Raw genomic sequence first — 22,274 nt, 5'->3', positions numbered from 1 at the left:
GCTGCGCGATTGAGAGGCGATCGCCGCCTTCTACTTGACCTCAACCGATCGATTTTGCTCGGTTTTCTGAGATTTCGATCGATAAATGCTGCCAGAACGAGCCAAATAGAACTTGTCTATGCCCATCTTTATGAAAATTCCATGCATAAAACTTCACACTTATTCATAAAATAGCTTCATTGGCAAATAAGTATTTTTACTCAACATCATGGCGGATTCGTTTCCCTGGTTGACCACTATCATTTTGCTGCCTGCCTTGGCCTCAATAGCTATCCCTTTTTTGCCGGATAAAGACGGTAAAACGGTGCGGTGGTATGCCCTTGGAGTCAGCATTCTAGAATTTATTCTGATGTGCTACGTCTTTTGGAGGCATTACGACCCTCATAACACTTCGTTTCAGCTTGTAGAGAAATATGCTTGGCTTCCGACGTTGGGGCTAAGTTGGGCAGTGTCGGTCGATGGGTTGTCGGTTCCGTTGGTGATTTTGGCTGGCCTGGTAACAACGCTCTCCATTTTTTCTTCTTGGCAGGTCGATCGAAAACCTCGGCTGTATTACTGCCTCATGCTGTTGCTGTACTCTGCTCAAATTGGGGTTTTTGTCGCTCAGGATTTGGTGCTGCTCTTTATCATGTGGGAGCTGGAACTGATTCCCATTTACTTGCTGGTCTCGATTTGGGGTGGGCCGAACCGCCAGTATTCTGCGACTAAATTTTTGCTCTACACCGCAACAGCCTCCGTCTTTATTCTAGTAGCGGCGCTCGGGATGGGTCTTTATGGCGGCAACATGACGTTTGATATGGCAGAACTGGGTCTCAAGCATTACCCGCTAGCTTTAGAGATTCCACTCTATGCCGGATTGCTCGTCGCCTTTGGGGCAAAACTAGCGATCTTTCCCCTCCATACCTGGCTCCCAGACGCCCATGGGGAGGCTTCGGCACCTGTTTCTATGATTCTAGCTGGGGTGCTGCTCAAGATGGGAGCCTATGGACTCATCCGTCTCAATATGGAATTGCTGGGCGATGCGCATATCTACTTTGCTCCAGCCTTGGCCATTTTGGGAGTAGTCAATATTATCTATGGCGCGTTTAACTCCTTTGCTCAGACCAATATGAAACGCCGTCTGGCGTATTCTTCAGTGTCTCACATGGGCTTTGTGCTGTTGGGCATTACGTCTTTTGCCGATATTGGCATGAGCGGTGCGATGCTTCAGATGATTTCTCACGGTCTCATTGCCTCGGTATTGTTCTTTTTAGCAGGAGTAACCTACGATCGCACCCACACGATGTCGATGAAAGAAATGGGCGGGATAGCTCAGGTAATGCCAAAGGTATTTGCACTATTTACGGTCAGTGCTTTAGCTTCACTGGCACTGCCTGGAATGAGCGGCTTTGTCAGCGAACTGGCCGTATTTATTGGCATGACGAGCAACGATGTGTTTAGCGACGCTTTCCGCACGGTGACGGTGTTTCTCTCTGCGGTCGGCGTAATTCTGACACCCATTTACCTGCTGTCTATGCTGCGACAGGTATTTTACGATTCTGGGGGCGTACAAACCTGCGATATTCTGCCGTCTTGCGATATTGCGGAGGTGCAGTTTCAGAATCGAGGCGCCCAGGAGGCGGTTTGTTTTGGGACGAGTTGCGTGTTGCCTGCCGATGCTGCGTTTATCGATGCCAAACCGCGCGAGGTGTTTATTGCAGTTTGCTTTTTAATGCTGATTATTGGCGTAGGGGTTTATCCAAAACTCGCCACTCAGGTTTACGATGCCAAGATGGTTGCGGTGAATGCCCAGGTTCGTCAGTCTTACGTTCGAATTGCTCAAACCAATCCCAATCTTTACGCAACAGGATTTTCGCTACCGCAGATTTCATCGCCTGCACTCGTTCCCGAACTGGCAACAGTTCGAGGGACTTAGCTCCGCTATTGGGTTGCGACAAACGCCCCAGCATCAATTCACCGGACGCAACACTCAGAAAAAACTGGATACCATTAGGGAAAACTGCGATCGGCTGGAATGATTTGGACTGCTCATCCGGCAAGAGGAAATGGGTATTGCTTATTGGCAATAAGCTGAACTACAGCAGACTGCGTGAAGTATGGGTGGATAGTATCGTCGCAATCCAATCTCCTCTGAGGGGATAATAGATCTGAGCGTTCCCGAACAAACTAGAGGCTCGCACCCTTAGTGGTGCAGAAAACTTTTTAGGCCTATTTAGAGCGGATTTACCATAGGCTCAAGCTACCTATTTCCGTTAATTTTTTGTATATTCTCAATAAATGGCCTTGTTGAGAATAACGAGTTTACAGGGTTTCAGGAGTTTTCTGCACCACTAAGGGCTCGCACCATGCACCCCATCAAAAAACAAATCGTCACCGACGAATCCATGCACCCCGTCGCTGTCATCATCGATTACAACGATTGGCAAAACATTGAAGCCATGCTGCAAAACCTTCCTGAGCCAAGCCAAGCAACAGACCTTTCAAGCTTTGCGGGTTCAATCTCTCTCACCGTCGATCCGCTCGCCTACCAACAACAAATTCGTAACGAATGGCAATAAACCCTAATTTTGTCCTCGATACCAATATCGCTTTGTATCACCTAGGCGGACAACTGCAAAGCAATCTTCCTACAGGGCTATATTTTGTGTCAGTCATCACAGAAATAGAGTTACTGTCCTATCCCAACCTCACAATGCCTGAAGAACAGCAAATTCATCAGTTTTTGGCACAACTTCAAATCCTTAATCTCACAGAGTCTATTAAGCAAACAGCCATAGCTTTTCGCAAGCAAAATCGGCTAAAACTGTTAGTGTCCCTAGTTTTTCGCCACAGATTTGAGACGGTCATGCTTGGTATGGTCACGCTGTAAGACCAAGAAGAAAATGGTCAAACAACTGTCTTCATTGGGGAACGCACCAATTTCATCGGACTTGTTCCTAAACTCTCGAAACAATCGTTCGAGCGCATTAGTGGTTCGGACGAGTGGATATAAGGATGGGTTCAAATCATAGAAATTAAAGGTCAAAACAATATCTCTCAAAAAGGAGCGGATGGCATTAGGTTCAACAGACTGCCAAGTCTCGACAAAGACCACCAATCGCTCAATGGCTTCCATCCAATCATCGGTTTTATAGATGTCATAGGCGTCAGTCTTAATCTGGGTATAGCGAAGCTTCTTTGCTTCTGGAAGGTCTAGGGTCTGACCTTGCGCATCTTGGATGGATAAATTCTCATAGCCCAGATGACGCAGCATTGCCCTGATTTTATGAGTGATGCACAGTTGATGCTGGGCCTGAGGTACCCAGGCTTTGAGCACAGCGGGCAATCCATTGGTCCCATCACTGACGACAACCTCAACCCCATCAAGCTTCAATCCACGCTCCTGTAAACCCTTGAAAAAAGACTCCCAGGCGAATTGAGATTCACTCTCGGCAATCTCATAGTGCAAGATTTCACGAGTGCCATCTGGATAAATGGCCATTGCCACTAAAACAACCCGTTCTTCGGCTTGACGCAAGGCGCGCACATGTCCAGCTTGGTCTTCAAAGGTTTCCCCGCTTGCATATTGAATTCTCACCCAAACACCATCGACAAGCAAAATGGGTACAGCAGTGGTAATTTTTGCCGTGCGCCGTTGATTCATCTGCTGTTGAGCGGCTTCTGTGATTCGGTTGATGGCATTGACCGATAATACAGCCCCGAGTAATGGATAGAGCGCTTCTTGCAAGTCTCGCAAGGACAGGCCCATGACATACAGACTTAGACAAAAGTTTAATAGACTGCCAAGGCCCCGTTGATAGCGCCCCAAGATTTGCCAGTCTCGGTCTCTGTTCCCATGGCGCAGCTTGGGTACCGACAAGGATTCGATGCGCCCGTATTCGCTATCAAGGACTCGCTTGAAGTAGCCAGACCGACGAGGTCGTTCTCCCGCAAGCTGATTGAGATGCTCTTGTAATTCTTCGCACAGAGCTGCTTCTAAGACGCTTTGCGTAACCCCCAGAACCTCTGTATTCAGTTTTTCCTGTAGGACTTCGTTCAACTCTGGATATGGATTTTGGGTTTGAACCCGCAGTATTTGGGCTTTGCGTGTGACGATATCCATTCTCTGTTGGCCTGAATCTCTTATCCTCAGACCTTTTCACGCTTTGGCCTCTATGGCGAAAAACTCAGGACACTAACTAAAACTTCCTGACGCTATCATTGCCGCAACCGCATTTGAACTTAATGCCACCTTGCTGAGCAACGATCTCAAACTGACTAGCATTGCTACCTTGAACGTTCAATCTATGCCTCTGAAACGATCTCCATAGAATGCGTCTTTTCTGTGACAACCAACGAATCTCAAGGCAAACTTCTATACGATTTTTCAATAATCAATACAGCCTGCGCAGCAATAAATTCAAACTGGCAATAAGACAAAACCCCAGCCAACAGCATCGACGACTTAATGCAATACCCCATCCACATGAGACAGTAGCATCCCTTCAACCGGGACAAACTTTATCATCTCTGAACGGGACTGGCGGGACTCGAACCCTCGACCTATCGCTTAGGAGGCGATCGCTCTATCCATCTGAGCTACAGCCCCAGCCTTCTGGGATTTCCCAATCTTATCATTTGAATTTCATCCTCGCTAAGCTTGCAACTCGGCGAGGCGCTCCAAGACCTCAGTACTGTGCACCGCAGGGGCAACCTTTACCATGCGCTCTCGCAGCACGCCATCCGGGTCGACAATAAAGGTATGGCGCATGGACAAATAGCCCATCCAAGATCCGTAAAGCTTGCTCACCGAGCCATCTTCATCGGCCAACAGGGGAAACTTCAGCCCTTCGGAGTTGCAAAACTCCGCGTGGGTATCTACCGAGTCGGCACTGACACCCACAACCTGAGCATTTTTAGCCTGGTACTTTGCTAAATCCCGCTGGAAGCGCTGCGCCTCCAAAGTACAACCGGGGGTAAAGTCCTTCGGATAAAAGTACAGCACCACCCATTTTCCGCGAAAGCTATCGAGCGACAGTTGCCCCTTCCCGTCATTGGTGGGTAACGTAAACCCTGGCGCTGGCTCGTTCAAGAGCGGCAGTTGCCCGCCCATAGCCCGCGCCGGAGCAGTAGGGAGCAAAAGCATCAGGCACAGCACGCCCGCAATTAAACCGTAGCGAAGCAGTCGCCGCAAACCAGACATGAACGCCTCTATACTTAAATCCTTACACTTAGATGTTTACATAAATTTACATTTTTGTGTCCCGCGCGGGTCGGCCTTGCTCCGCCAGAGACTTCCAGCCAGGGAGCCAAAGGTTTTTATCTCGCAGGGTTTTTGCATTGAGCCAAAAGCGAACGGACGGATCGCAGGACGAAACCAGCTCGGCAAAAACGAGGCTTCCTTCATTTTTACGGCTGGCCACCTCAAAGTGCCGCCATCCAAAGGTAGGCTCCTTCGCCGTCCATTTAGAACCCAGGAGAAAAGGATGCTTTTGTTTGCTCACAATCGCAGCGCGGGTTTGATTTCCAACGTATTCAAGAGCCGATCGACATCGACATGCTGTTTAAAAAGCTGCTGGATGCACTCCACCTTAATGGTTTCGCTAAAACGCGCTTCGCTGAACGCCTTATCGACGAGCTCGACGGTGGTTAAAGTATCTAGATCGACCGACAGCACCGGAACTTCTAATTCTTCCGCTCGATTGATCACGATGGGATTCGGCGAGAAATGTCCCGTCAGAATCAGGCAATTGGTCGAAGACTCTAGGGCTGCAAGCTGAATATCGGTGCGATCGCCCCCCGTCACCACGGCCATATTGCTGGCTCTGTTGAAATAGCGCAGCGCTGAGTTGACATTCATGGCCCCGATGCTGAGCTGTTCCACCATTAGATTCAGGCGATCGCTACAGCACAAAATCTCAGCATCGAGCTGACGCACCATTTCTCGCACGCTAATGCTGCGCAGCAAAGGATGGCTGGGAATGTACCCAAAAATTGGGATATCATGCTGCTCCAGAAACGGAATGGCAAAATCGACGACAGACTGTGCCAGCTTTTCAGGCACGTCGTTGAGGATGACCCCACCGAGGCGACTTCCCAAATGCACCTGCGCCATCAACAGCTCTTCCACCACTGCAAGCGAGTGGCACCGGGCCATCAGCAACACCGCAGCGTCTAACTGTTCTGCCTGCTGGAGCAACGAAAATCCAAAAAGCTCTCCCTCTGCCAGATTGCTGGGTCCTTCGAACACAATCAAATCGCGGTCTTCCAGACCGGATTCGACAACCGACGGCAGGCCGGAAGGAACGATGCGGCCCGTCTGGAGTTGCTTCTGAATATCGGTAGCATTGACCGTCAGCGCCGACGGAACGACCTGGTGCTGCGTCAAGTTGAGTGCCGATACGATAAACTGAACGTCTAAATCTATGCCAGGCGGCGCAGAAGCATCTAAATTCACGCTCAAAGGCTTCCCGTAGGCGAACGAAACCCCTTTGGCCAAAATTTGAGGGCCTAGCCCTAAAACAGCAGCAGACTTACCGCTATGAGCGACCAGAGAACCAATCAGCAAATGCTTTGCCAGATGGGGCACACCCTCACTCCTTTCGTCTCTAAAAAGCACTCAACGATGCAGTGTAACAGCTTTAGCCCAATGAGATCGGTCTAATCCGCCACTCAGCCAAGCAATACGGCGGACGAACGATGGCCAGCATCAGCTGATTCTCTCATATTCTGCTGTAAGAGCGCCTTGACAGGTCAGTCCTCTATTCTCAGAAGCTTGCGATAAAAGGACTTGGAAAAGTCAGCACTTAGGGAGCGCTTGTAATTGATGAGGACATCAATGAGAAAGCCGACAAACTCGAAGTTTGTGAGCGTGACCTCATAGCTCAAATCTGCATCTGAACTGAACTGAAGCCGACAGCGGGTTAAGTCAGCGGGTAGCGGCAATACCGTCCAAGTTGCTAAAAATGGAATGCTATTCCCGCCTTCGATGGTGCGCTCTCCTTCAAAATTTCCAAATTGATAGAGAGACATCGCTAAGGCCAGCATATCGCGCCTGCTGCCTTGGTAATACGGAAGGTACATCGTCACGTCGCGGTTTGGAGCGGGTTGAAGTGTGCTGAGATGCTGGCCCATATTTGTGCGTTCCTGATAAATAGCAGTTAATTTAGAGTACCTGGGGTTTACGCTGCAGTAAAAGACTAAAGGCTTGATGCGACAGCGATTTCTCTAGGCGCGAGCCTATCTGGGGTATGGTGTTACATAGCAACCGTAGGATTGGCATACTTGACTGGGTTGAGAATGGAGACAATCTAATTGGACGATCTAATTTTAATGGCTCCTCCCGTTGCAAAAGTCTGCCCGATCGATGCGTTGCCTGCCGCAACTTTCATGACACCAGTATGACCACCCAGATCGTTCTGTCTCCCCAACGGGCTCCGAAAATAAGGAGACGCATCGGCTTTTTAAATTTTTCCCTTAATGAGGCAAATGCTTACATCCATCGCCAATTTCGGGGCATAAAACTTTTGACTCTCCAGGCTGTCTCGCACCTAAGCCATGGCGAATTGGGGCAGCAAGGTTCGGCCCAAAAATTTTTCTTCAGCGAGGTTGAGGGTTAGTCAGTGCTGAAGGTGTCAGAAGAAGTGTGGCCTAGCGACCCCGATTGGCTAGAGGATTATCCTAAAGGCGAGGGCCGCCGTCGGAAAGCGGCGTTATTACTAATTGCCGTGTGGTGCAGCGCGGTCGCGCTGCACCTGAGCGCTAGGGGCATCTGGATTTCAGCTGGCCTGACAGGGTCGATCGCGCTGCACCTGCTCAGACTCTTGGGAACCCGTCTCTCCCCTCTCCCCTCTCCCTTAGCACCCGATCTCGCCGCGGAAGCGCACCCCTTTGTCTCTCTCGTGGTGGCGGCTAAGGACGAAGAAGCGGTGATTGCAGCCTTGGTCGAAAAGCTCTGCGCGCTGGAGTACCCGACGACGCGCTACGAACTTTGGGTGGTCGATGACAACAGCAGCGATCGCACGCCGATCCTTTTAGCCGAGCTATCGCAGCGCTACCCAAACCTGCACTGGCTTCGGCGCAGCTTAGATGCGGCGGGCGGCAAATCGGGCGCCCTCAACCAAGTTTTGCCGTTGCTCGAAGGAGACTTTATTGGCGTGTTCGACGCCGACGCTCAAGTTTCAGGCGATCTGCTGCGCGCGGTACTGCCCTACTTCGACCCGGACGAAGTAGGTGCAGTTCAGGTTCGCAAGGCGATCGCCAATGCAGACGTCAACTTCTGGACGAAGGGTCAAAGCGCAGAGATGATCTTCGACTCATTCTTGCACGAACGCAGAAGCGCCTTGGGTGGCATTGGCGAACTGCGCGGCAACGGACAATTCGTGCGCCGCGCCGCCCTCGAGCGCTGCGGCGGCTGGAACGAAGACACCATCACCGACGACCTCGATCTCACCTTTCGACTTCATTTAGACGGTTGGAACATTGCCTCGGTTGCATTCCCCTTTGTCCGAGAAGAAGGCGTCACCCGCACCGTCGGACTGTGGCACCAGCGCAATCGATGGGCCGAAGGAGGCTATCAGCGCTACTTAGACTACTGGCCTCTCTTGCTCAACAACCGCATGGGGTACCGCAAAACCCTAGATTTAGTCATTTTTTGGATCCTTCAGTACATTCTGCCCACCGCTGTGATTCCCGATACCCTAATGGCGGCTTTGTGCGGCCATCTGCCCGTTTTGTTACCGCTTTCAATCTTGACCTCCAGCCTTTCTTTTATCGGGATGTTTGCCGGACTCAATCGCATCCGCCACCTTCAAGATCGGCCTTTCCGCCCGATTTCCATGACCTTTCAAGCGGCCCTCGGCACGCTCTATATGGTCCATTGGCTGATTGTGGTTTCTAGCGTTACAGCGCGCATGTCTATTCGGCCAAAGCGATTTAACTGGGTTAAAACGATTCACGTCGGAACCAGCCATTCTCCAACGAGCTAAATATTTGTCATAGATAAAATAGGACTATTTTTGCCCCTGTGCTAGATTTTTATCAATAGAAAACCTCAGCAGGGCATCTATGTCGTGAAGCAAGTCACCTTTCACCAGCTCAAGGTTTTTGAGGTTACGGCTCGCAGAGGCAGTTTTACAAGAGCTGCGGAGGAGCTGTTCTTAACCCAGCCAACGGTTTCCATTCAGATGAAGCAGCTGACAAAGGCGGTGGGATTGCCGCTGTTCGAGCAGGTGGGCAAGCGCCTCTATCTCACGGAAGCAGGGAAAGAATTGCTCGATACCTGTCAAGATATTTTCGAGCGGCTTTCCCAGTTTGAGATGGTCGTCTCGGATCTGCAAGGGCTTAAGAAGGGGCAGTTGCGGATTTCTGCGATCACGACGGCCAAATACGCCATCCCAAGGCTGCTAGGACCGTTTTGCCAGCAATATCCCGGCATAGATGTCGCGCTCATCGTAACCAACCACGAGCATATTTTAGAGCGGCTCAGAGACAATCTCGACGACCTCTATATTCCAAGCCAAGTGCCTGAGAATATGGACGTTCACTGCCATCCGTTTTTAGATAACCCTCTGGTCGTCTTGGCGTCCCGCAATCACCCCCTCGCGCGAGAACCCTATGTTCCCCTAGAGCGTCTCAACAACGAATCTTTTATCATGCGGGAACCCGGCTCTGGAACGCGCCAAGCGGTGGAGCAACTGTTTGAGGCTCATAATATTTCCATTCGGGTTCGCCTTGAGTTGGGCAGCAATGAAGCCATCAAGCAAGCCATCGCCGGAGGGTTGGGGATTTCAGTGCTATCTCGTCACTGCATGGCGCTAGAAGGTCAAGCCGGTCAAGTGGTCATCCTTAACGTTGAGGGCTTTCCGATCGAGCGCCACTGGCATATCGTCTATCCCAAGGGCAAGCACCTTTCCGTTGTGGCCCGCACGTTTTTTAACTATCTCCAGTCCGATGGGAAACGCGTTCTAGAAGAAACGGCATTGGTCTGAGCGCCCGACTGGAATGAGCCTCATTTGGACAGGAGCGACCTTGGGGGAGTGGAGGCATGGGGCGATCGCCGAGAAGCAGCCGATGGGTCTGTGTCGGTTCTCCCCAATCCGAGCGACAATAGAGAAAGTGCCTTATCCCTCAGCAAACATGCAGACCTTAGACTTGCCGCCCGCTCTCTCCTCCGATCTCTCCGCAGATACGCCGCTGACGATCGCGGGGCGAACCTTCCACTCTCGCCTGATGACCGGATCCGGTAAATATCGCAATTTTGACGAGATGCGCCAAAGCATTGCCGCCAGCGGCTGCGAAATCGTGACCGTAGCCGTGCGACGGGTGCAGACTCAGGCTCCCGGTCATGAGGGCTTAGCAGAGGCGCTGGACTGGACGAAGCTTTGGATGCTGCCCAACACCGCAGGCTGTCAGACGGCGGAAGAAGCCGTGCGCGTTGCCCGCTTGGGCCGCGAAATGGCGAAGCTTTTGGGCCAAGAAGATAACAATTTCGTCAAACTAGAGGTCATTCCCGACGCGAAGTACCTGCTGCCCGACCCCATCGGAACGCTACAAGCAGCGGAACAGCTCGTGAAAGAGGGGTTTGCAGTTCTGCCCTACATCAATGCGGATCCCCTGCTGGCAAAGCGACTAGAGGAAGCGGGCTGTGCTACGGTTATGCCCTTGGGTTCTCCGATTGGGTCCGGTCAAGGTATTCGCAATGCGGCCAATATCCAGATCGTCATTGAAAATGCCAAAGTGCCCGTCGTGGTGGATGCTGGTATCGGAACCCCCAGCGAAGCCGCCCAAGCAATGGAATTTGGCGCGGATGCCTTGCTGGTCAATACGGCGATCGCCCAAGCCCAGAACCCTGCTGCGATGGCCCGCGCGATGGGCCTTGCCGCGATTGCGGGCCGTCTTGCCTACCTATCGGGCCGAATTCCGGTCAAAGCCTATGCCAGTGCGAGTTCTCCCCTGACGGGCTTAATTGCGAGCTAGACCGTCGGGCAGTTGAGGTGCTGTCCCAGCACCCCCCCAACCTCTGATAGAATCAGCAGAATTGCTTTCGTAACAAAACTTTTTAAGATGCGCTATACCAAAGACGAAGACGGTCGGATCAACAATTTTGCAGTCGAGCCGAAGATGTACTCGGCAGAGCCTCCCAATTCTCAGGAACAGCGGAACTACATTATTTTGGGGGTCGTGGCTGCGGCATTAGTAGGCGGTCTGATCGCAATCGCGGCGGTCGTTTCCTAAGCTTCGGATTTCAGCGCTGTTTTCAGCGATCGGCAAAATGCGGAAACGGACTCTAATCCTTGGGCGGGCTGACCTTCCGCGAGGCGCTTGACAAAGGCACTGCCTACGATCGCCGCATCGGCCCCCCACTCCATCACCTGTCGGGCTTGGTCGGGTTGCGAGATGCCGAATCCAACGCCGATGGGTTTGTCAGTTACGCCCTGGAGTTCGACGATCAGATCCTGCACTCGATCCTCGATTTTGGAGCGCACTCCAGTCACGCCTGTGGTGCTGACCAGGTAGATAAATCCCTGGGATGATTTTGCGATCGTCTGAATCCGTTCCTTGGAGCTGGTGGGTGCCACCAGCAGCGTCACCTCAACGCCCACCGCTTCGGCTTGCTGAAGGAGCGTTTCCGATTCTTCTAGGGGTAAATCGGGAACGACCAGGCCCTTCACGCCCGCCTGGGCCACTTGCTTCAGAAACGCAGCCACCCCGCGGTGGTAGATCGGATTGTAGTAGGTGAAGAGGATGAGGGGCGATCGCAGCTCCGGCTGAAGCCCCCGCACTAGTTCTAACACCGCATCGAGCCGAACGCCTTTACCTAGAGCGCGCGTTGCTGCAGCCTGAATGACAGGACCATCTGCCAAGGGGTCGGAATAGGGAACGCCGAGCTCGATCAGATCGGCACCGTTGGCATCCAAGCGTCGGAGGGCCGCTGCGGTCGTTTCGAGGTCGGGGTCGCCTGCCGTGAGAAAGGGAATGAGGGCGCATTCCCCGCGATCGCGCAGGTTTTTGAAACAGTCGGAAACAGAAGTCATACCGTATTGTTAAGGGGAAATTTACTGAGACGGCGAGGCAATCCTACGAAGGGTTTGCGCTGTCCTGTTTCTCTTGCTCTAGCTCGGCCTGCAAAGCTTCCAGTTCCTCTGGAGACATCTCATCCAAACGCTTTTGCAGGAAAGCGGTTTCGTAGTCGTCCCGCTGGCGATCGTAGGTCATCTTGCCGCCCACCACCCGAAATAGATACGTGGATACCCAGCCCAACAAGCCTAGCAAAAAGAGCGCTTGGCTCCAGATCCCTGCATCGAAGGAATCTAAACCAGCCACTCTCAAACCAGCGTAAAGCAGACCGCCTGCCAAAAAGACAGCCACTCCAATCGCCAAGGCATCGATGCGTCGCATAGTCGTTCGCGCCTTAGATTTGGCGAGGTTGGGGGCGAAAGTTCAAAAACGGACTGAGCAGCAGCAATCCTGGGAAAAAGAAAAACACCAGGAAATACATGAAAGCGCGCTCGAAGGACGTGGCGATATACCAGCGCTTGCTGAGGTACCAGTACAGCAACCCCGGAATCACGAGCAAGTAAGCACCACTCAAGATGAGATACAGCAGAGCAATAATCATAGAAGCCTGGGAAATTAAGAGGTTGACGACTGCATGAAGCGAACCGCTTGTCTCCAATATCTTAACCCGTGTTGAGAGCAGCGCAAGATTTCGAGTTGGGGTTTGGATTGGCTTCAGGTAAACCCAACTCGAGGCAGCATTACAAAAAACAGAGGTAACGCAAAGTCTTGTCCGAGAAATCGGTACCATAGTAACAGCACTACGGTACGGGAGAATCAACGGAATGGATTTGGTCGCACTCCAAGGCACTTTGGACAATACATCCTTTGCAGTGCTATTTATTACCATGCTCCTCTATTGGAGCGGCGCAGCGTTCCCTCAGATTCCTCTCCTCAGCACTTTAGGAACCGCTGGCATGGCGATCGCCAACCTTTGCATTGCGGGCCTGCTGGGCGCCCGCTGGTTGGAGGGCGGATACTTTCCCCTCAGCAACATGTACGAGTCTTTATTTTTTCTGTGCTGGGGCATTACGGCCTTTCACCTCGTTGCAGAGCGTTTGGGACAGAATCGCTGGGTGGGCGTCGCAACAGCCCCCGTTGCGACGGGCATTACGGCCTTTGCGGCCCTAACGCTGCCCAAACAAATGCAGGTTTCAGAACCGTTAGTACCCGCGCTCAAATCTAACTGGCTCATGATGCACGTCAGCGTCATGATGATGAGCTATGCCGCGCTTATGGTGGGTTCGCTGTTGGCGATCGCCTTTCTCGTCGCGACCTTGGGACGAGACATTGAGCTCAAGGGTAGCTCCGTCGGGACGGGCGGCTTCCGCCGTTCGCTGAAGCGGACCGACCCTCAAGCAGATCGATCGCCCACCCTTGCTTTTACGAACGCGGGAGACGGAGGCACTGCCGTCCTCGATCGCCCCATTGCTTCCCGTCCGACCTTAACCCTACAGCGACTCACCCTAGCCGAAACCTTAGACAACCTCAGTTACCGCGTCATTGGCTTGGGTTTTCCGCTCCTCACCATCGGCATTATTTCCGGTGCGGTCTGGGCTAATGAAGCTTGGGGCGCCCCCTGGAGCTGGGATCCGAAAGAAACTTGGGCGCTGATTACCTGGCTCGTCTTTGCCGCCTACCTGCACGCTCGCATTACGCGCGGTTGGCAGGGGCGTCGCCCCGCATACCTGGCAGCAATTGGGTTTGTGGTGGTCTGGATCTGCTATCTGGGCGTTAACTTGCTCGGTAAAGGACTGCATTCCTACGGCTGGTTTTTCTAGCGGACGATTTTGAGAAATAGACGAGCGACGGTCCCTGTCATGGGAGTTGGGCCTTGGGGTATGATAATGTTCCCCTAGCCCGGTATAAATCCTCAGACGGTAAGAGAGCCATTTTCATGGATATTGGATTGCTCCAGAGCGCTGCTCCTTTCGGATTTCAGAGCTTTCTCTTCCTCGATATCGACTCCTATCCGCTAATCTCTGGCAGTATTTGGATCGCGCAAGCCGTGAGAGACGATCTGTTCAATAACGTCGGTCAATCTTGGAATAACTTCATTCAATCCGGTCAGGTTTGGGCGCTCGGCATTGGATTTGTCGTGGGCTACCTCTTTCGCGGTCTTACATCCTCTTAACTGCCTCCAGACCCATTTCCCCTTAGCACCAGCGAGCGAGTAAAATTTTGGATCCAGCTTTATCCCCCTCGAATTTGGCCCAGCAGCCGTGGAGTCAGCGGTTTGAGGGTTCGCTTCACCCTGCGATCGCCCTGTTCAACGCCAGCATTGGTTTCGATATCGCGCTGATCGAGTACGACATCACCGGGTCGCAAGCTCACGCGCAGATGCTGGCCCATACGGGTATTATTGCGCCTCAGGAAGCGGAGGCGATCGTGCGGGGGCTGGAGCAGATTCGCCAAGAGCATCGTAACGGTACGTTCCAGCCGGGCGTAGAGGCAGAAGATGTCCATTTTGCCGTAGAGCGCCGTCTCACGGAACTGATTGGGGATACGGGCAAAAAGCTGCACACGGGGCGATCGCGCAACGATCAAGTGGGGACCGACATCCGCCTTTACCTGCGCGATCGAATCGATCGAATTCAAGCTCATCTGCGCCAATTTCAATCTGTCTTGGTTAACCTGGCCGAAACCCACGTCGAAACCCTCATCCCTGGCTATACCCACCTGCAACGGGCGCAACCCCTCAGCTTAGCCCACCACCTGCTGGCCTACGTGGAAATGGCCCAGCGGGACTGGGAGCGCTTGCGAGACGTGCGTCGCCGCGTCAACCTTTCGCCCTTAGGCTGCGGCGCGCTGGCAGGCACGACGTTTCCGATCGACCGTCATTACAGCGCCGAGCTTCTGGGGTTTGAAGGGTTGTATGCCAATAGCTTGGATGGGGTGAGCGATCGCGATTTTGCCATAGAATTCATGGCAGCAGCCAGCTTGATCGCGGTGCATTTGAGCCGCCTCTCGGAAGAAGTCATCCTGTGGGCTTCGGAGGAATTTAGATTTGTCACCCTCAAAGATACCTGTGCGACGGGTTCTAGCATCATGCCCCAAAAGAAAAACCCTGACGTACCGGAGCTGGTACGGGGCAAAGCCGGGCGGGTGTTCGGGCACCTCCAGGGACTCTTGGTGATGATGAAAGGCTTGCCCTTGGCCTACAACAAAGATCTCCAAGAGGATAAAGAGGCGATCTTCGACGGCGTCAATACCGTTACGGCCTGCCTTCAGGCCATGACCATCCTGTTCGAAGAAGGATTGGAATTTCGCCCGGCCCGTCTCAACAGTGCCGTTGCCGAAGACTTTTCCAATGCAACCGATGTGGCCGATTATCTGGCAGCGAAGGGCGTGCCTTTCCGGGAAGCCTATAACATCGTCGGGACGGTGGTCAAGGTGTGCCTGTCCCAGGGAAAACTGCTCAAGGATTTAACCCTAGACGAGTGGCAAGCGATCCATCCCCAATTTGCAGCGGATATTTACGAGGCGATCGCCCCTCGCCAGGTCGTCGCAGCGCGCAATAGCTACGGCGGTACCGGATTCGAGCAAGTCAGACAGGCTTTAGAACGAACGAGATCGCTTCTGAGCCAAGATTCTTAGGGTAGCGATCTGAGGGATCGGTCTCCCAGCACGAGTCCCCAGCACGAACTCCCAGAACGGGTCTCCCCAGCGCGGGATTCCGGCAGCTACCATCGCAGCAGCTATCCCCATGAGGCTCGATCGTTTTCGGGCTAAGCTAGAAAAACCTACTGTCTCTCATTCCCTGAAGTTGAACGATCATGGCTGAAGCCTATCTCCTTGACAAATTAAAGTCGGTCGAGCAAACCTTTCACGAACTCACTCGCCGCCTGGGAGATCCTGAAGTTGCAGTCGATCCGGGGGAGATCCAGCGCATTGCCAAGGCTCGCTCGTCCTTAGAAGAGACGGTCGAGACGTTCGATCAATGGAAATCGACCCAGGCAGAGTTGGAAGAGGCGCAGCAAATCTTAAAAGACTCGGCCAGCGATCCAGAATTTCGAGAAATGGCCGCCTTAGAAGTTTCGGAACTGGCCGAGCGTCTCGCCTATCTGGAGGGTCGGCTCAAGGTCTTGCTGCTACCCCGCGATCCCAACGACGACAAAAACATCATGTTAGAAATTCGCGCGGGGACGGGGGGCGATGAAGCCAGTATTTGGGCGGGGGATCTGGTGCGCCTGTACTCGAAGTACGCTGAAAGTCAAAACTGGAAAGTAAAGCTGATTAGCGAGTCCGTTGGAGAAATGGGCGGCTTCAAGGAAGCGATTCTAGAAATTCAGGGCGATCGCGTCTACAGCAAGCTCAAGTACGAAGCGGGCGTCCACCGCGTGCAGCGCGTTCCGGCCACGGAAGCGTCGGGACGGGTCCACACCTCTACGGCCACGGTCGCCATCATGCCCGAGGTGGACGATGTCGAAATTCACATCGACCCGAAAGATATCGAAATGTCTACGGCCCGATCCGGCGGTGCGGGCGGCCAAAACGTGAACAAGGTGGAGACCGCCGCCGACCTGTTCCACAAACCGACGGGTATTCGGATTTTTTGTACCGAAGAGCGATCGCAGCTTCAGAACAAAGAGCGGGCCATGCAGATCTTGCGGGCCAAGCTATACGAAATGAAGCTCCGCGAACAAAACGAAGCCGTGTCCGACCTACGGCGATCGCAAGTAGGGACGGGTTCTCGCTCCGAGAAAATCCGCACCTACAACTATAAAGACAACCGAGCCAGCGACCATCGCCTGAATGTTAACTTCCCCCTAGAGAAAGTCTTAGAAGGCGATCTGGAATCCATCATTCAGTCCTGCATTTCGCAAGATCAACAGCAACAGCTTCAAGAATTAGCCGTTTCAAATGCGTAGGGGCGCTGCGTAGGGGTGCAATGCCTTGCACCCTTGCCGAGTTGCGAGCTACTTTAACGCTGGCAATAGCCCGAGAGATACGACAGGAACCCTTTCCCCTCTGAACCTCTAAGCGCCATGCCGATTCGAATTCTGCTGCAAACAACCTTACTCCCGACGGAGACTGACGATTGGACCATCCGGCGATTTTCATTGCTGGAGGGATACCTAGCAGGCTTAAAAGACAACGACGACCAACCCCTGTGCGCCGTTACTGCCCGCGATCGCACCCCCGATGCCAAGGGCGACGATCCCGTCCTCAGCAATCTCGACCGCCAAAACTTTGACGAGCTTTGGCTGTTTGCCTTAGATGTAGGCAACGGACTCAGCCCAGCAGATTGTGCCGGGATCGATCGCTTTCACCGTCAGGGCGGTGGCGTTCTCACCACCCGCGACCATCAGGACATGGGCCTTTCCATGAGCGCGCTGCCCACCTTAGGGAAGTATCACTATTTCCACACCCAGCAAAACGATCCCGACCCGGAACGCTGCTGTCGAGACGACATTCACACCCTCACCATTGAATATCCCAACTATCACTCCGGGCGCAATGGCGATTATCAAACCATTACGCCCATCGAACCCGTTCACGCCCTCCTGAACAAGGCTGGAGCGACAGACGGACGCATTTCCTTATTTCCAGCCCACCCCCATGAAGGGGGCGTTGGCGTTCCAGCAGCGGACGATGGAGCGAGGGTCATCGCGACCGGAACGAGTCAAGTCACAGGCCGAACTTTTAATCTGGTCGTGGCCTGCGATCGCAGGCCAGACAATTCCGGCAATCATCTCGGCAGAGCGATCGCTCAGTCTACATTCCATCATTTTGCAGACTATAACTGGAATATAGCGCTGGGCTGTCCTAGCTTTGTAGCAGAACCGCCAGGCAATGGGATGCAAGAGCACCCAACGGCGCTAGAGGACATCAAAACCTACGTCAAAAACGCAGCGCAATGGCTAGCGCCCTTATAAACGCGTCTATTTGGCGTTTTGCTCGCAGGATGGCGACGCAGGCCAGGAATACAAAGACTGGCAGCATCTGTGCCATTAGCGGGATTCAAGCAAACATCCGTTGGCTCCACTGCCAACCCAGGAACTTTTAGCTCGGCCTAGCGTCAAGAACAGAGAACTGTATTATGGTCTAGTCCATCCCATGACATCCAGTTTTTCTGTACCTTGGTCAGGGGTAGAGGGGTCAGTACCTTCAGTGCAAATTCCACCCCATAAACTTGCGAACAACGAGCTTGTGGCGTTTTGCCAATCTGGCGGACTGCGACCGGATCGCACGGCTTTTTCCGAGCTGCTGCGCCGCCATCAGTCCCATGTCGATCGGGTACTGTATCACCTCGCGCCAGATTGGGACGATCGCGCTGACTTAGCCCAAGAAGTATGGATTCGGGTCTATCGCAATATCAGTCGATTGCAAGAACCCGCTAAGTTTCGGGGCTGGCTAAGTCGCATTGCGACCAATCTGTTCTACGACGAGCTTCGCAAGCGCAAGCGGCACAAAAGCCCGCTGTCCCTCGACGCACCGCTATCCATGGACGATGGCGAAGTGAGCTGGGAAATTGCCTCCGAAGACCCCAGACCCGACGATTCCCTCACCACCAACGAGTTCTACCATCAACTCCACGTGGCGATCGCAGACCTTCCCGAAGCTTTCCGCACGACCATCGTGCTGCGCGAAATCGATGGGATGGCCTACGAAGAAATTGCCGAAATCACTGGAGTTTCCTTGGGAACCGTCAAATCGCGCATTGCTAGAGCGCGCCAGCGACTTCAGACGCAACTTCAGTCCTACCTGCAAAGCTAGACCCTTGCAAAATGTTCGATATGGAATGAAAAGGGTTCATCTTAGATCTGAACCTGTCATTCCCGTACAAACGCTTTGATTCTGCACAGAAACATAGGCTAGAGTGAAATAAAGCTTTAAAGGCCCCTTCTCAAAAATCGATGTCTTCCTTTTCCAATCCTGGAAGCAACTTATATCTCTTGCTTTTCAAATAGTCTGAATCCCCCTCAACGGGCCAGTAAGTGATTCCCATGGATACATCAACCTCTCTCTTTTCTGAAAAATTCGAGCTTTTGAGCGCCTACATGGATGGCGAAGTGTCACCTGTCGAGCGCCAACAGGTAGAAGAATGGCTCGCCTCAGATGCCGAACTCCAGCGAACCTACCAACAGATGTTGGCACTCCAAAGCGGACTCAAGACAATGCCTGCGGTTGCGCCTTCCATACCGACAGAGCAGCTCGTCAATCGAGTCATGCAGCGTTTAGACCGACAACAACAGCCCAAGGTTTGGATCTGGGGTGGCTTGGGCGCGGCAACAGCGCTCCTGGTTGGTGCGTTGTCCGGGTTGCTATCCGGTGGCAATCAGGGCGGTATGTTCCAGACAGCTCAGCAGCCTCAAGCGCCCTCTGTGACGGTTCCGCTACCTGACGCTTCTTCGACCGTTGCAATGCGACCAGCAGCAGATGCTAAAACGTTGATGATCGTGCTAGAGCGTCCCCCTGTGGCAATCCCCGTCGTGCCCGCACCGGGGTCTGACGTTTACGACGACAGCTCTACGTCTAACTTCTAAGCTCTGTTAGGGTAACAGAGCTTAGAAGTTCAGAGGTTCAGAACTTCTTCAAACTTTCTAGGCGGTAGGTCCAGCCGTTACGATCAGCAGGCGATCGGGCCGGATCAAGTCTTGAATAGCTCCATCGATTTGTTCCATCGTGACCGCGTCGATTTTGCCTGGCAAGTCGCGCATTTCCTCAGGCCCAAATCCGTCCACCGCATTGACGAGCATCCGATGTACGACGGCATCCGGGTTTGCAAGCTCTACGGGGTAGCTGTCGATCAGGGTCCGCTTGGCCGTACTGAGTTCTACTGCGGAGATGCCATTTTGGCGCAGATTCTGGAGTAGGGCTACGGTACTTTGCACGGCCCGTTCCGTATCTTCGGGAGCGGTCTGCATCTCGATCGCAAAGGGGCCAGCCTGCTGTCCGGCGGCAAAGTAGCTGTAGATGCCGTAGGTCAGCCCTTGGCGATCGCGAATTTCAGCCCCTAGGCGGCTAGAGAGGGTATCGCCCCCCAACACTTGATTCAGGACCATGGCCGCATGATAGCGGGGATCTCGTCGCTTGATGCCGGGATAGCCCATGTAGGTGATAGCCTGACTTTTACCAGGCAGCGGAACTTTGACCCGGTGGGTGGCAGAGGGCAAGGCGACTGCCGGGACTGGAGGCGTTAACTCGTCGCCTTGCGCGTTCCAATTGCCAAAACAGTTTTGGATTTGGGCCTGGATTTGAGCGATATCAAAATCGCCGACTAAGGCCAGGATTGTTTGCTTTGGGGTGTACCACCGATGGTAGAACGCGAGGACGTCATCCTGCGTAATGGATTGCACCGTTTCAATCGTGGGAAAAACGTAATACGGATGATCGGGAGGGTAAATTTTTTGCTGCAATACCTTGCGCCCCAAACGAGCGGGATCGTCCGACTCTACGTGCAGGCTGGAAATCATTTGTTTGCGCGATAGCTCTAGCTCGACCTCGGGGAATGCGGCTTCCTGGAGAACTTCAGCCAGCGTTTCGAGCAACAGGGGCAGATCTTCGGCTAGGGCATGCCCTTCAATTTCAACGCCCTCTCGAAAAGAACTAAAGTCTAAACTGACGCCCCGATCTTCGAGATCCTTGGCTAAAGCAGTAGCGTCGCGAGTCGCAGTCCCACCCATCACGGTTTCAGCGGTCAGGCTAGCAACCCCCGCCTTCGCGTAAAGATCTAGCCCGTTCCCCGCTTGGATATTGCCGTTAAGGGTCACGGTCGGCGAGCTGCGATCGCTCAGCAATAGAATCTTTAGTCCGTTGGACAGGACGAGGGTTTCCGGCAGCGTTTGGGATGCCGATCCTCGGGTAGGGTTCAGGGGCGGTAAATACTGGGCGACGGTTGCCGGATCGACGGGTTCGCTGGGGGCAAAGTTTTCGACGGTCTGCTGGGCAGAAACGCTTCCCGTCTCGGCATCTCGATCGATCTGGGTGGGTTCGAAGTAGCCGACGGTCCGGCGAGCTGCGTTGAGGTAGGTTTGAGCCACGCGCAGGATATCGGCAGCGCTGACCTGCTGGATTTGGGCTAGGTAGCGATCGCTGTAACGATAGTCCCCCGCTACAATTTCGCAGTAGGCCAGTTGGCTGGCCTGATTGTCGATTTCACGGTTGCTCATAATGAAGTGCGCCATGAGCTGCTGTTTGGCACGCTCTAGCTCTTCGGTAGAGACCGGAGCGGTCCGCGTTACTTCAATGGTTTGCAGTAAAATGCGATCCACGTCAGATAGGGTTCGATCGGGAATCAGCGAGACCGAAATGTTATACCATCCCGGCTCCAAGAGGGCGGCAGAGTAGGAACTAATATTGCTGGCCAGCCCCGGTTCGATCAGCGTCTGAAAAAATCGAGAGTTGCGACCCACCGATAAAACGGCATCCATGACATCCAGCGCTGGAATATCGGGGTGTTGTACGTTGGGAATGGGGTATACCGCCTCAATCAACGACGCGCTGCCCGGCTGCTTTAAGTGGATGGGGGGTTGAGGGCGAATGTTCGGTGCGGAGCGATCGCCTTCCTCCAGCGTCGGAGACCTTGAGACGCGAGTATGGCTAGAGTTTGAGGGAATAGCGCCAAAGGTTTGCGCGATACTGCGCTGCAAGGCGTCTGGTTCGAAATCTCCGGTGACGACCAAGACCGCGTTATTGGGACTGTAGTACTTGCCGTAGTAATCCCGCACCTGCTCGACGGTAAAGCTTGCCACATCTGCTTTGGTCCCGCCGACGGGCAACCCATAGGCGCGATCTGGAAAGGCTTGACGCATGACTGCTTCGGACAAGCGATACTCTGGGCTGTTGTCATACCCCTGAAGTTCTGAGATCACGACCCGCTTCTCCGTGTCGAGCTGCTCGTCGTTGATGAGCGTGTGACGCATTCGATCTGCTTCTAACACCAGCAATGCATCTAATTTATTGCTGCTGACGGTGCCGAAGTAGGCGGTCATGTCGTAACTCGTAAATGCGTTAAAAGCGCTGCCAAGGGCACTGAACAGCCGTCCAAACTGAATCGGGCGGCTCTGAGTGCCTTTAAACAAAAGGTGCTCGAGCTGATGAGAAATGCCGTTCTGGCCTGGGATCTCATCCCGAGAGCCGACGCGATACCAAACCTGAACGCTGACCACGGGTGCCGTATGAATTTCTTTGGTCAAAACCGTCAGACCGTTGTCTAAGAGGGTTTTCTGGACACCGCGCGTCAATGTGTTTAGGGTCATAGCACAAGAAGAAAGGGTTATAGAAGCGCCGAA

At 53.3% G+C, this 22,274-nt stretch carries 22 protein-coding genes and 1 tRNA gene; 13 read left to right on the top strand and 10 right to left on the bottom strand.

Translation table 11 applies throughout. The features are described 5' to 3' along the window. Positions 1-208 precede the first annotated feature (208 nt). Both R6H26_RS22520 and R6H26_RS22515 read left to right on the top strand, forming a co-directional pair. The gene (locus R6H26_RS22520; protein ID WP_404785718.1) at positions 209-1,915 is read left to right on the top strand and encodes an NAD(P)H-quinone oxidoreductase subunit 4; all 1,707 of its coding nucleotides are present in this window, start codon (positions 209-211) and stop codon (positions 1,913-1,915) included. A 430-nt stretch (positions 1,916-2,345) separates the two neighbouring features. Then, the gene (locus tag R6H26_RS22515; RefSeq protein ID WP_404785717.1) at positions 2,346-2,558 is read left to right on the top strand and encodes a hypothetical protein; all 213 of its coding nucleotides are present in this window, start codon (positions 2,346-2,348) and stop codon (positions 2,556-2,558) included. A gap of 257 nt (positions 2,559-2,815) precedes the next feature. Here the strand turns inward: R6H26_RS22515 and R6H26_RS22510 are convergent, their stop codons facing one another. The 6 genes from R6H26_RS22510 to ebsA form a co-directional block, all read right to left on the bottom strand. Beyond that, positions 2,816-4,102 carry a transposase gene (locus R6H26_RS22510; protein ID WP_404783412.1) on the bottom strand — a complete coding sequence of 429 codons (1,287 nt, stop codon included), beginning with the start codon at positions 4,100-4,102 and terminating at the stop codon, positions 2,816-2,818. A gap of 412 nt (positions 4,103-4,514) precedes the next feature. Further along, a tRNA-Arg gene (locus R6H26_RS22505) sits at positions 4,515-4,588 on the bottom strand. 45 nt (positions 4,589-4,633) lie between these two features. After that, entirely contained in the window at positions 4,634-5,182 is a 549-nt protein-coding gene (locus R6H26_RS22500; protein WP_404785715.1) for a peroxiredoxin, read from the bottom strand. Positions 5,183-5,228: 46 nt separating this feature from the next. Further along, the gene (locus R6H26_RS22495; RefSeq protein ID WP_404785713.1) at positions 5,229-5,483 is read right to left on the bottom strand and encodes a TIGR02450 family Trp-rich protein; all 255 of its coding nucleotides are present in this window, start codon (positions 5,481-5,483) and stop codon (positions 5,229-5,231) included. Continuing rightward, entirely contained in the window at positions 5,480-6,568 is a 1,089-nt protein-coding gene (locus R6H26_RS22490; RefSeq protein WP_404785712.1) for a phosphotransacetylase family protein, read from the bottom strand. Before R6H26_RS22490 ends, R6H26_RS22495 begins: the two co-directional genes overlap by 4 nt. 164 nt (positions 6,569-6,732) lie before the next feature. Then, the gene (ebsA, locus tag R6H26_RS22485; protein ID WP_404785710.1) at positions 6,733-7,113 is read right to left on the bottom strand and encodes a type IV pilus biogenesis protein EbsA; all 381 of its coding nucleotides are present in this window, start codon (positions 7,111-7,113) and stop codon (positions 6,733-6,735) included. A 488-nt stretch (positions 7,114-7,601) separates the two neighbouring features. Between ebsA and R6H26_RS22480 the strand changes: the two genes are divergently transcribed. The 4 genes from R6H26_RS22480 (at position 7,602) to psb34 (ending at position 11,214) form a co-directional block, all read left to right on the top strand. Continuing rightward, a complete protein-coding gene (locus R6H26_RS22480) occupies positions 7,602-8,966 on the top strand; it encodes a glycosyltransferase (RefSeq protein WP_404785708.1) in 1,365 nt (454 codons plus the stop codon). An 84-nt stretch (positions 8,967-9,050) separates the two neighbouring features. Further along, a complete protein-coding gene (locus R6H26_RS22475; protein ID WP_404785707.1) occupies positions 9,051-9,968 on the top strand; it encodes a LysR substrate-binding domain-containing protein in 918 nt (305 codons plus the stop codon). A 148-nt stretch (positions 9,969-10,116) separates the two neighbouring features. Next, positions 10,117-10,956: a thiazole synthase gene (locus R6H26_RS22470; RefSeq protein WP_404791420.1), complete on the top strand. Its 840-nt coding sequence runs from the start codon at positions 10,117-10,119 to the stop codon at positions 10,954-10,956. An 87-nt stretch (positions 10,957-11,043) separates the two neighbouring features. After that, positions 11,044-11,214: a photosystem II assembly protein Psb34 gene (gene psb34, locus R6H26_RS22465; protein ID WP_404785705.1), complete on the top strand. Its 171-nt coding sequence runs from the start codon at positions 11,044-11,046 to the stop codon at positions 11,212-11,214. On the opposite strand, the gene trpA is transcribed toward psb34, so the two are convergent. The 3 genes from trpA to ndhL are packed head-to-tail and all read right to left on the bottom strand — an operon-like array spanning position 11,211 to position 12,655. Further along, positions 11,211-12,014: a tryptophan synthase subunit alpha gene (trpA, locus tag R6H26_RS22460; RefSeq protein WP_404785704.1), complete on the bottom strand. Its 804-nt coding sequence runs from the start codon at positions 12,012-12,014 to the stop codon at positions 11,211-11,213. The two genes, psb34 and trpA, sit on opposite strands and share 4 nt — an antisense overlap. A gap of 43 nt (positions 12,015-12,057) precedes the next feature. After that, the gene (locus tag R6H26_RS22455) at positions 12,058-12,378 is read right to left on the bottom strand and encodes a DUF3007 family protein (RefSeq protein ID WP_404785703.1); all 321 of its coding nucleotides are present in this window, start codon (positions 12,376-12,378) and stop codon (positions 12,058-12,060) included. Positions 12,379-12,391: 13 nt separating this feature from the next. Continuing rightward, complete coding sequence (gene ndhL, locus R6H26_RS22450; protein ID WP_404785702.1) at positions 12,392-12,655, bottom strand: NAD(P)H-quinone oxidoreductase subunit L; 264 nt, start codon at positions 12,653-12,655, stop codon at positions 12,392-12,394. Positions 12,656-12,821: 166 nt separating this feature from the next. Here ndhL and ccsB point away from each other — a divergent pair, with 166 nt between their 5' ends. The 7 genes from ccsB to R6H26_RS22415 all read left to right on the top strand — a co-directional run bounded on the left by ccsB (position 12,822) and on the right by R6H26_RS22415 (position 19,526). Beyond that, positions 12,822-13,817, top strand: a complete 996-nt coding sequence (gene ccsB / locus R6H26_RS22445) for a c-type cytochrome biogenesis protein CcsB (protein WP_404785701.1) — start codon at positions 12,822-12,824, stop codon at positions 13,815-13,817. Between the two features lie 116 nt (positions 13,818-13,933). Beyond that, positions 13,934-14,170 (top strand): hypothetical protein, encoded by a 237-nt coding sequence (locus R6H26_RS22440; RefSeq protein WP_404785699.1) that lies wholly within the window; start codon positions 13,934-13,936, stop codon positions 14,168-14,170. Between the two features lie 74 nt (positions 14,171-14,244). After that, positions 14,245-15,633, top strand: coding sequence for an argininosuccinate lyase (gene argH / locus R6H26_RS22435; RefSeq protein WP_404791418.1), 1,389 nt, complete (start codon positions 14,245-14,247; stop codon positions 15,631-15,633). Positions 15,634-15,812: 179 nt separating this feature from the next. Further along, positions 15,813-16,907: a peptide chain release factor 1 gene (gene prfA / locus R6H26_RS22430; protein WP_404785698.1), complete on the top strand. Its 1,095-nt coding sequence runs from the start codon at positions 15,813-15,815 to the stop codon at positions 16,905-16,907. Between the two features lie 117 nt (positions 16,908-17,024). Next, the gene (locus tag R6H26_RS22425; protein ID WP_404785697.1) at positions 17,025-17,915 is read left to right on the top strand and encodes a hypothetical protein; all 891 of its coding nucleotides are present in this window, start codon (positions 17,025-17,027) and stop codon (positions 17,913-17,915) included. A gap of 181 nt (positions 17,916-18,096) precedes the next feature. After that, entirely contained in the window at positions 18,097-18,756 is a 660-nt protein-coding gene (locus R6H26_RS22420; protein WP_404791416.1) for a sigma-70 family RNA polymerase sigma factor, read from the top strand. 230 nt (positions 18,757-18,986) lie between these two features. Beyond that, positions 18,987-19,526 carry an anti-sigma factor family protein gene (locus tag R6H26_RS22415; protein ID WP_404785695.1) on the top strand — a complete coding sequence of 180 codons (540 nt, stop codon included), beginning with the start codon at positions 18,987-18,989 and terminating at the stop codon, positions 19,524-19,526. A gap of 57 nt (positions 19,527-19,583) precedes the next feature. Here the strand turns inward: R6H26_RS22415 and R6H26_RS22410 are convergent, their stop codons facing one another. After that, positions 19,584-22,241 carry a M16 family metallopeptidase gene (locus R6H26_RS22410; protein ID WP_404785693.1) on the bottom strand — a complete coding sequence of 886 codons (2,658 nt, stop codon included), beginning with the start codon at positions 22,239-22,241 and terminating at the stop codon, positions 19,584-19,586. Positions 22,242-22,274 lie beyond the last annotated feature (33 nt).

This window comes from Altericista sp. CCNU0014 (assembly GCF_044923475.1).
GTDB lineage: Bacteria > Cyanobacteriota > Cyanobacteriia > Thermosynechococcales > Thermosynechococcaceae > JAAURS01.
The sequence above is the reverse complement of the archived record's forward strand: the minus strand, read 5'-3'. Positions and strand labels throughout refer to the sequence as shown.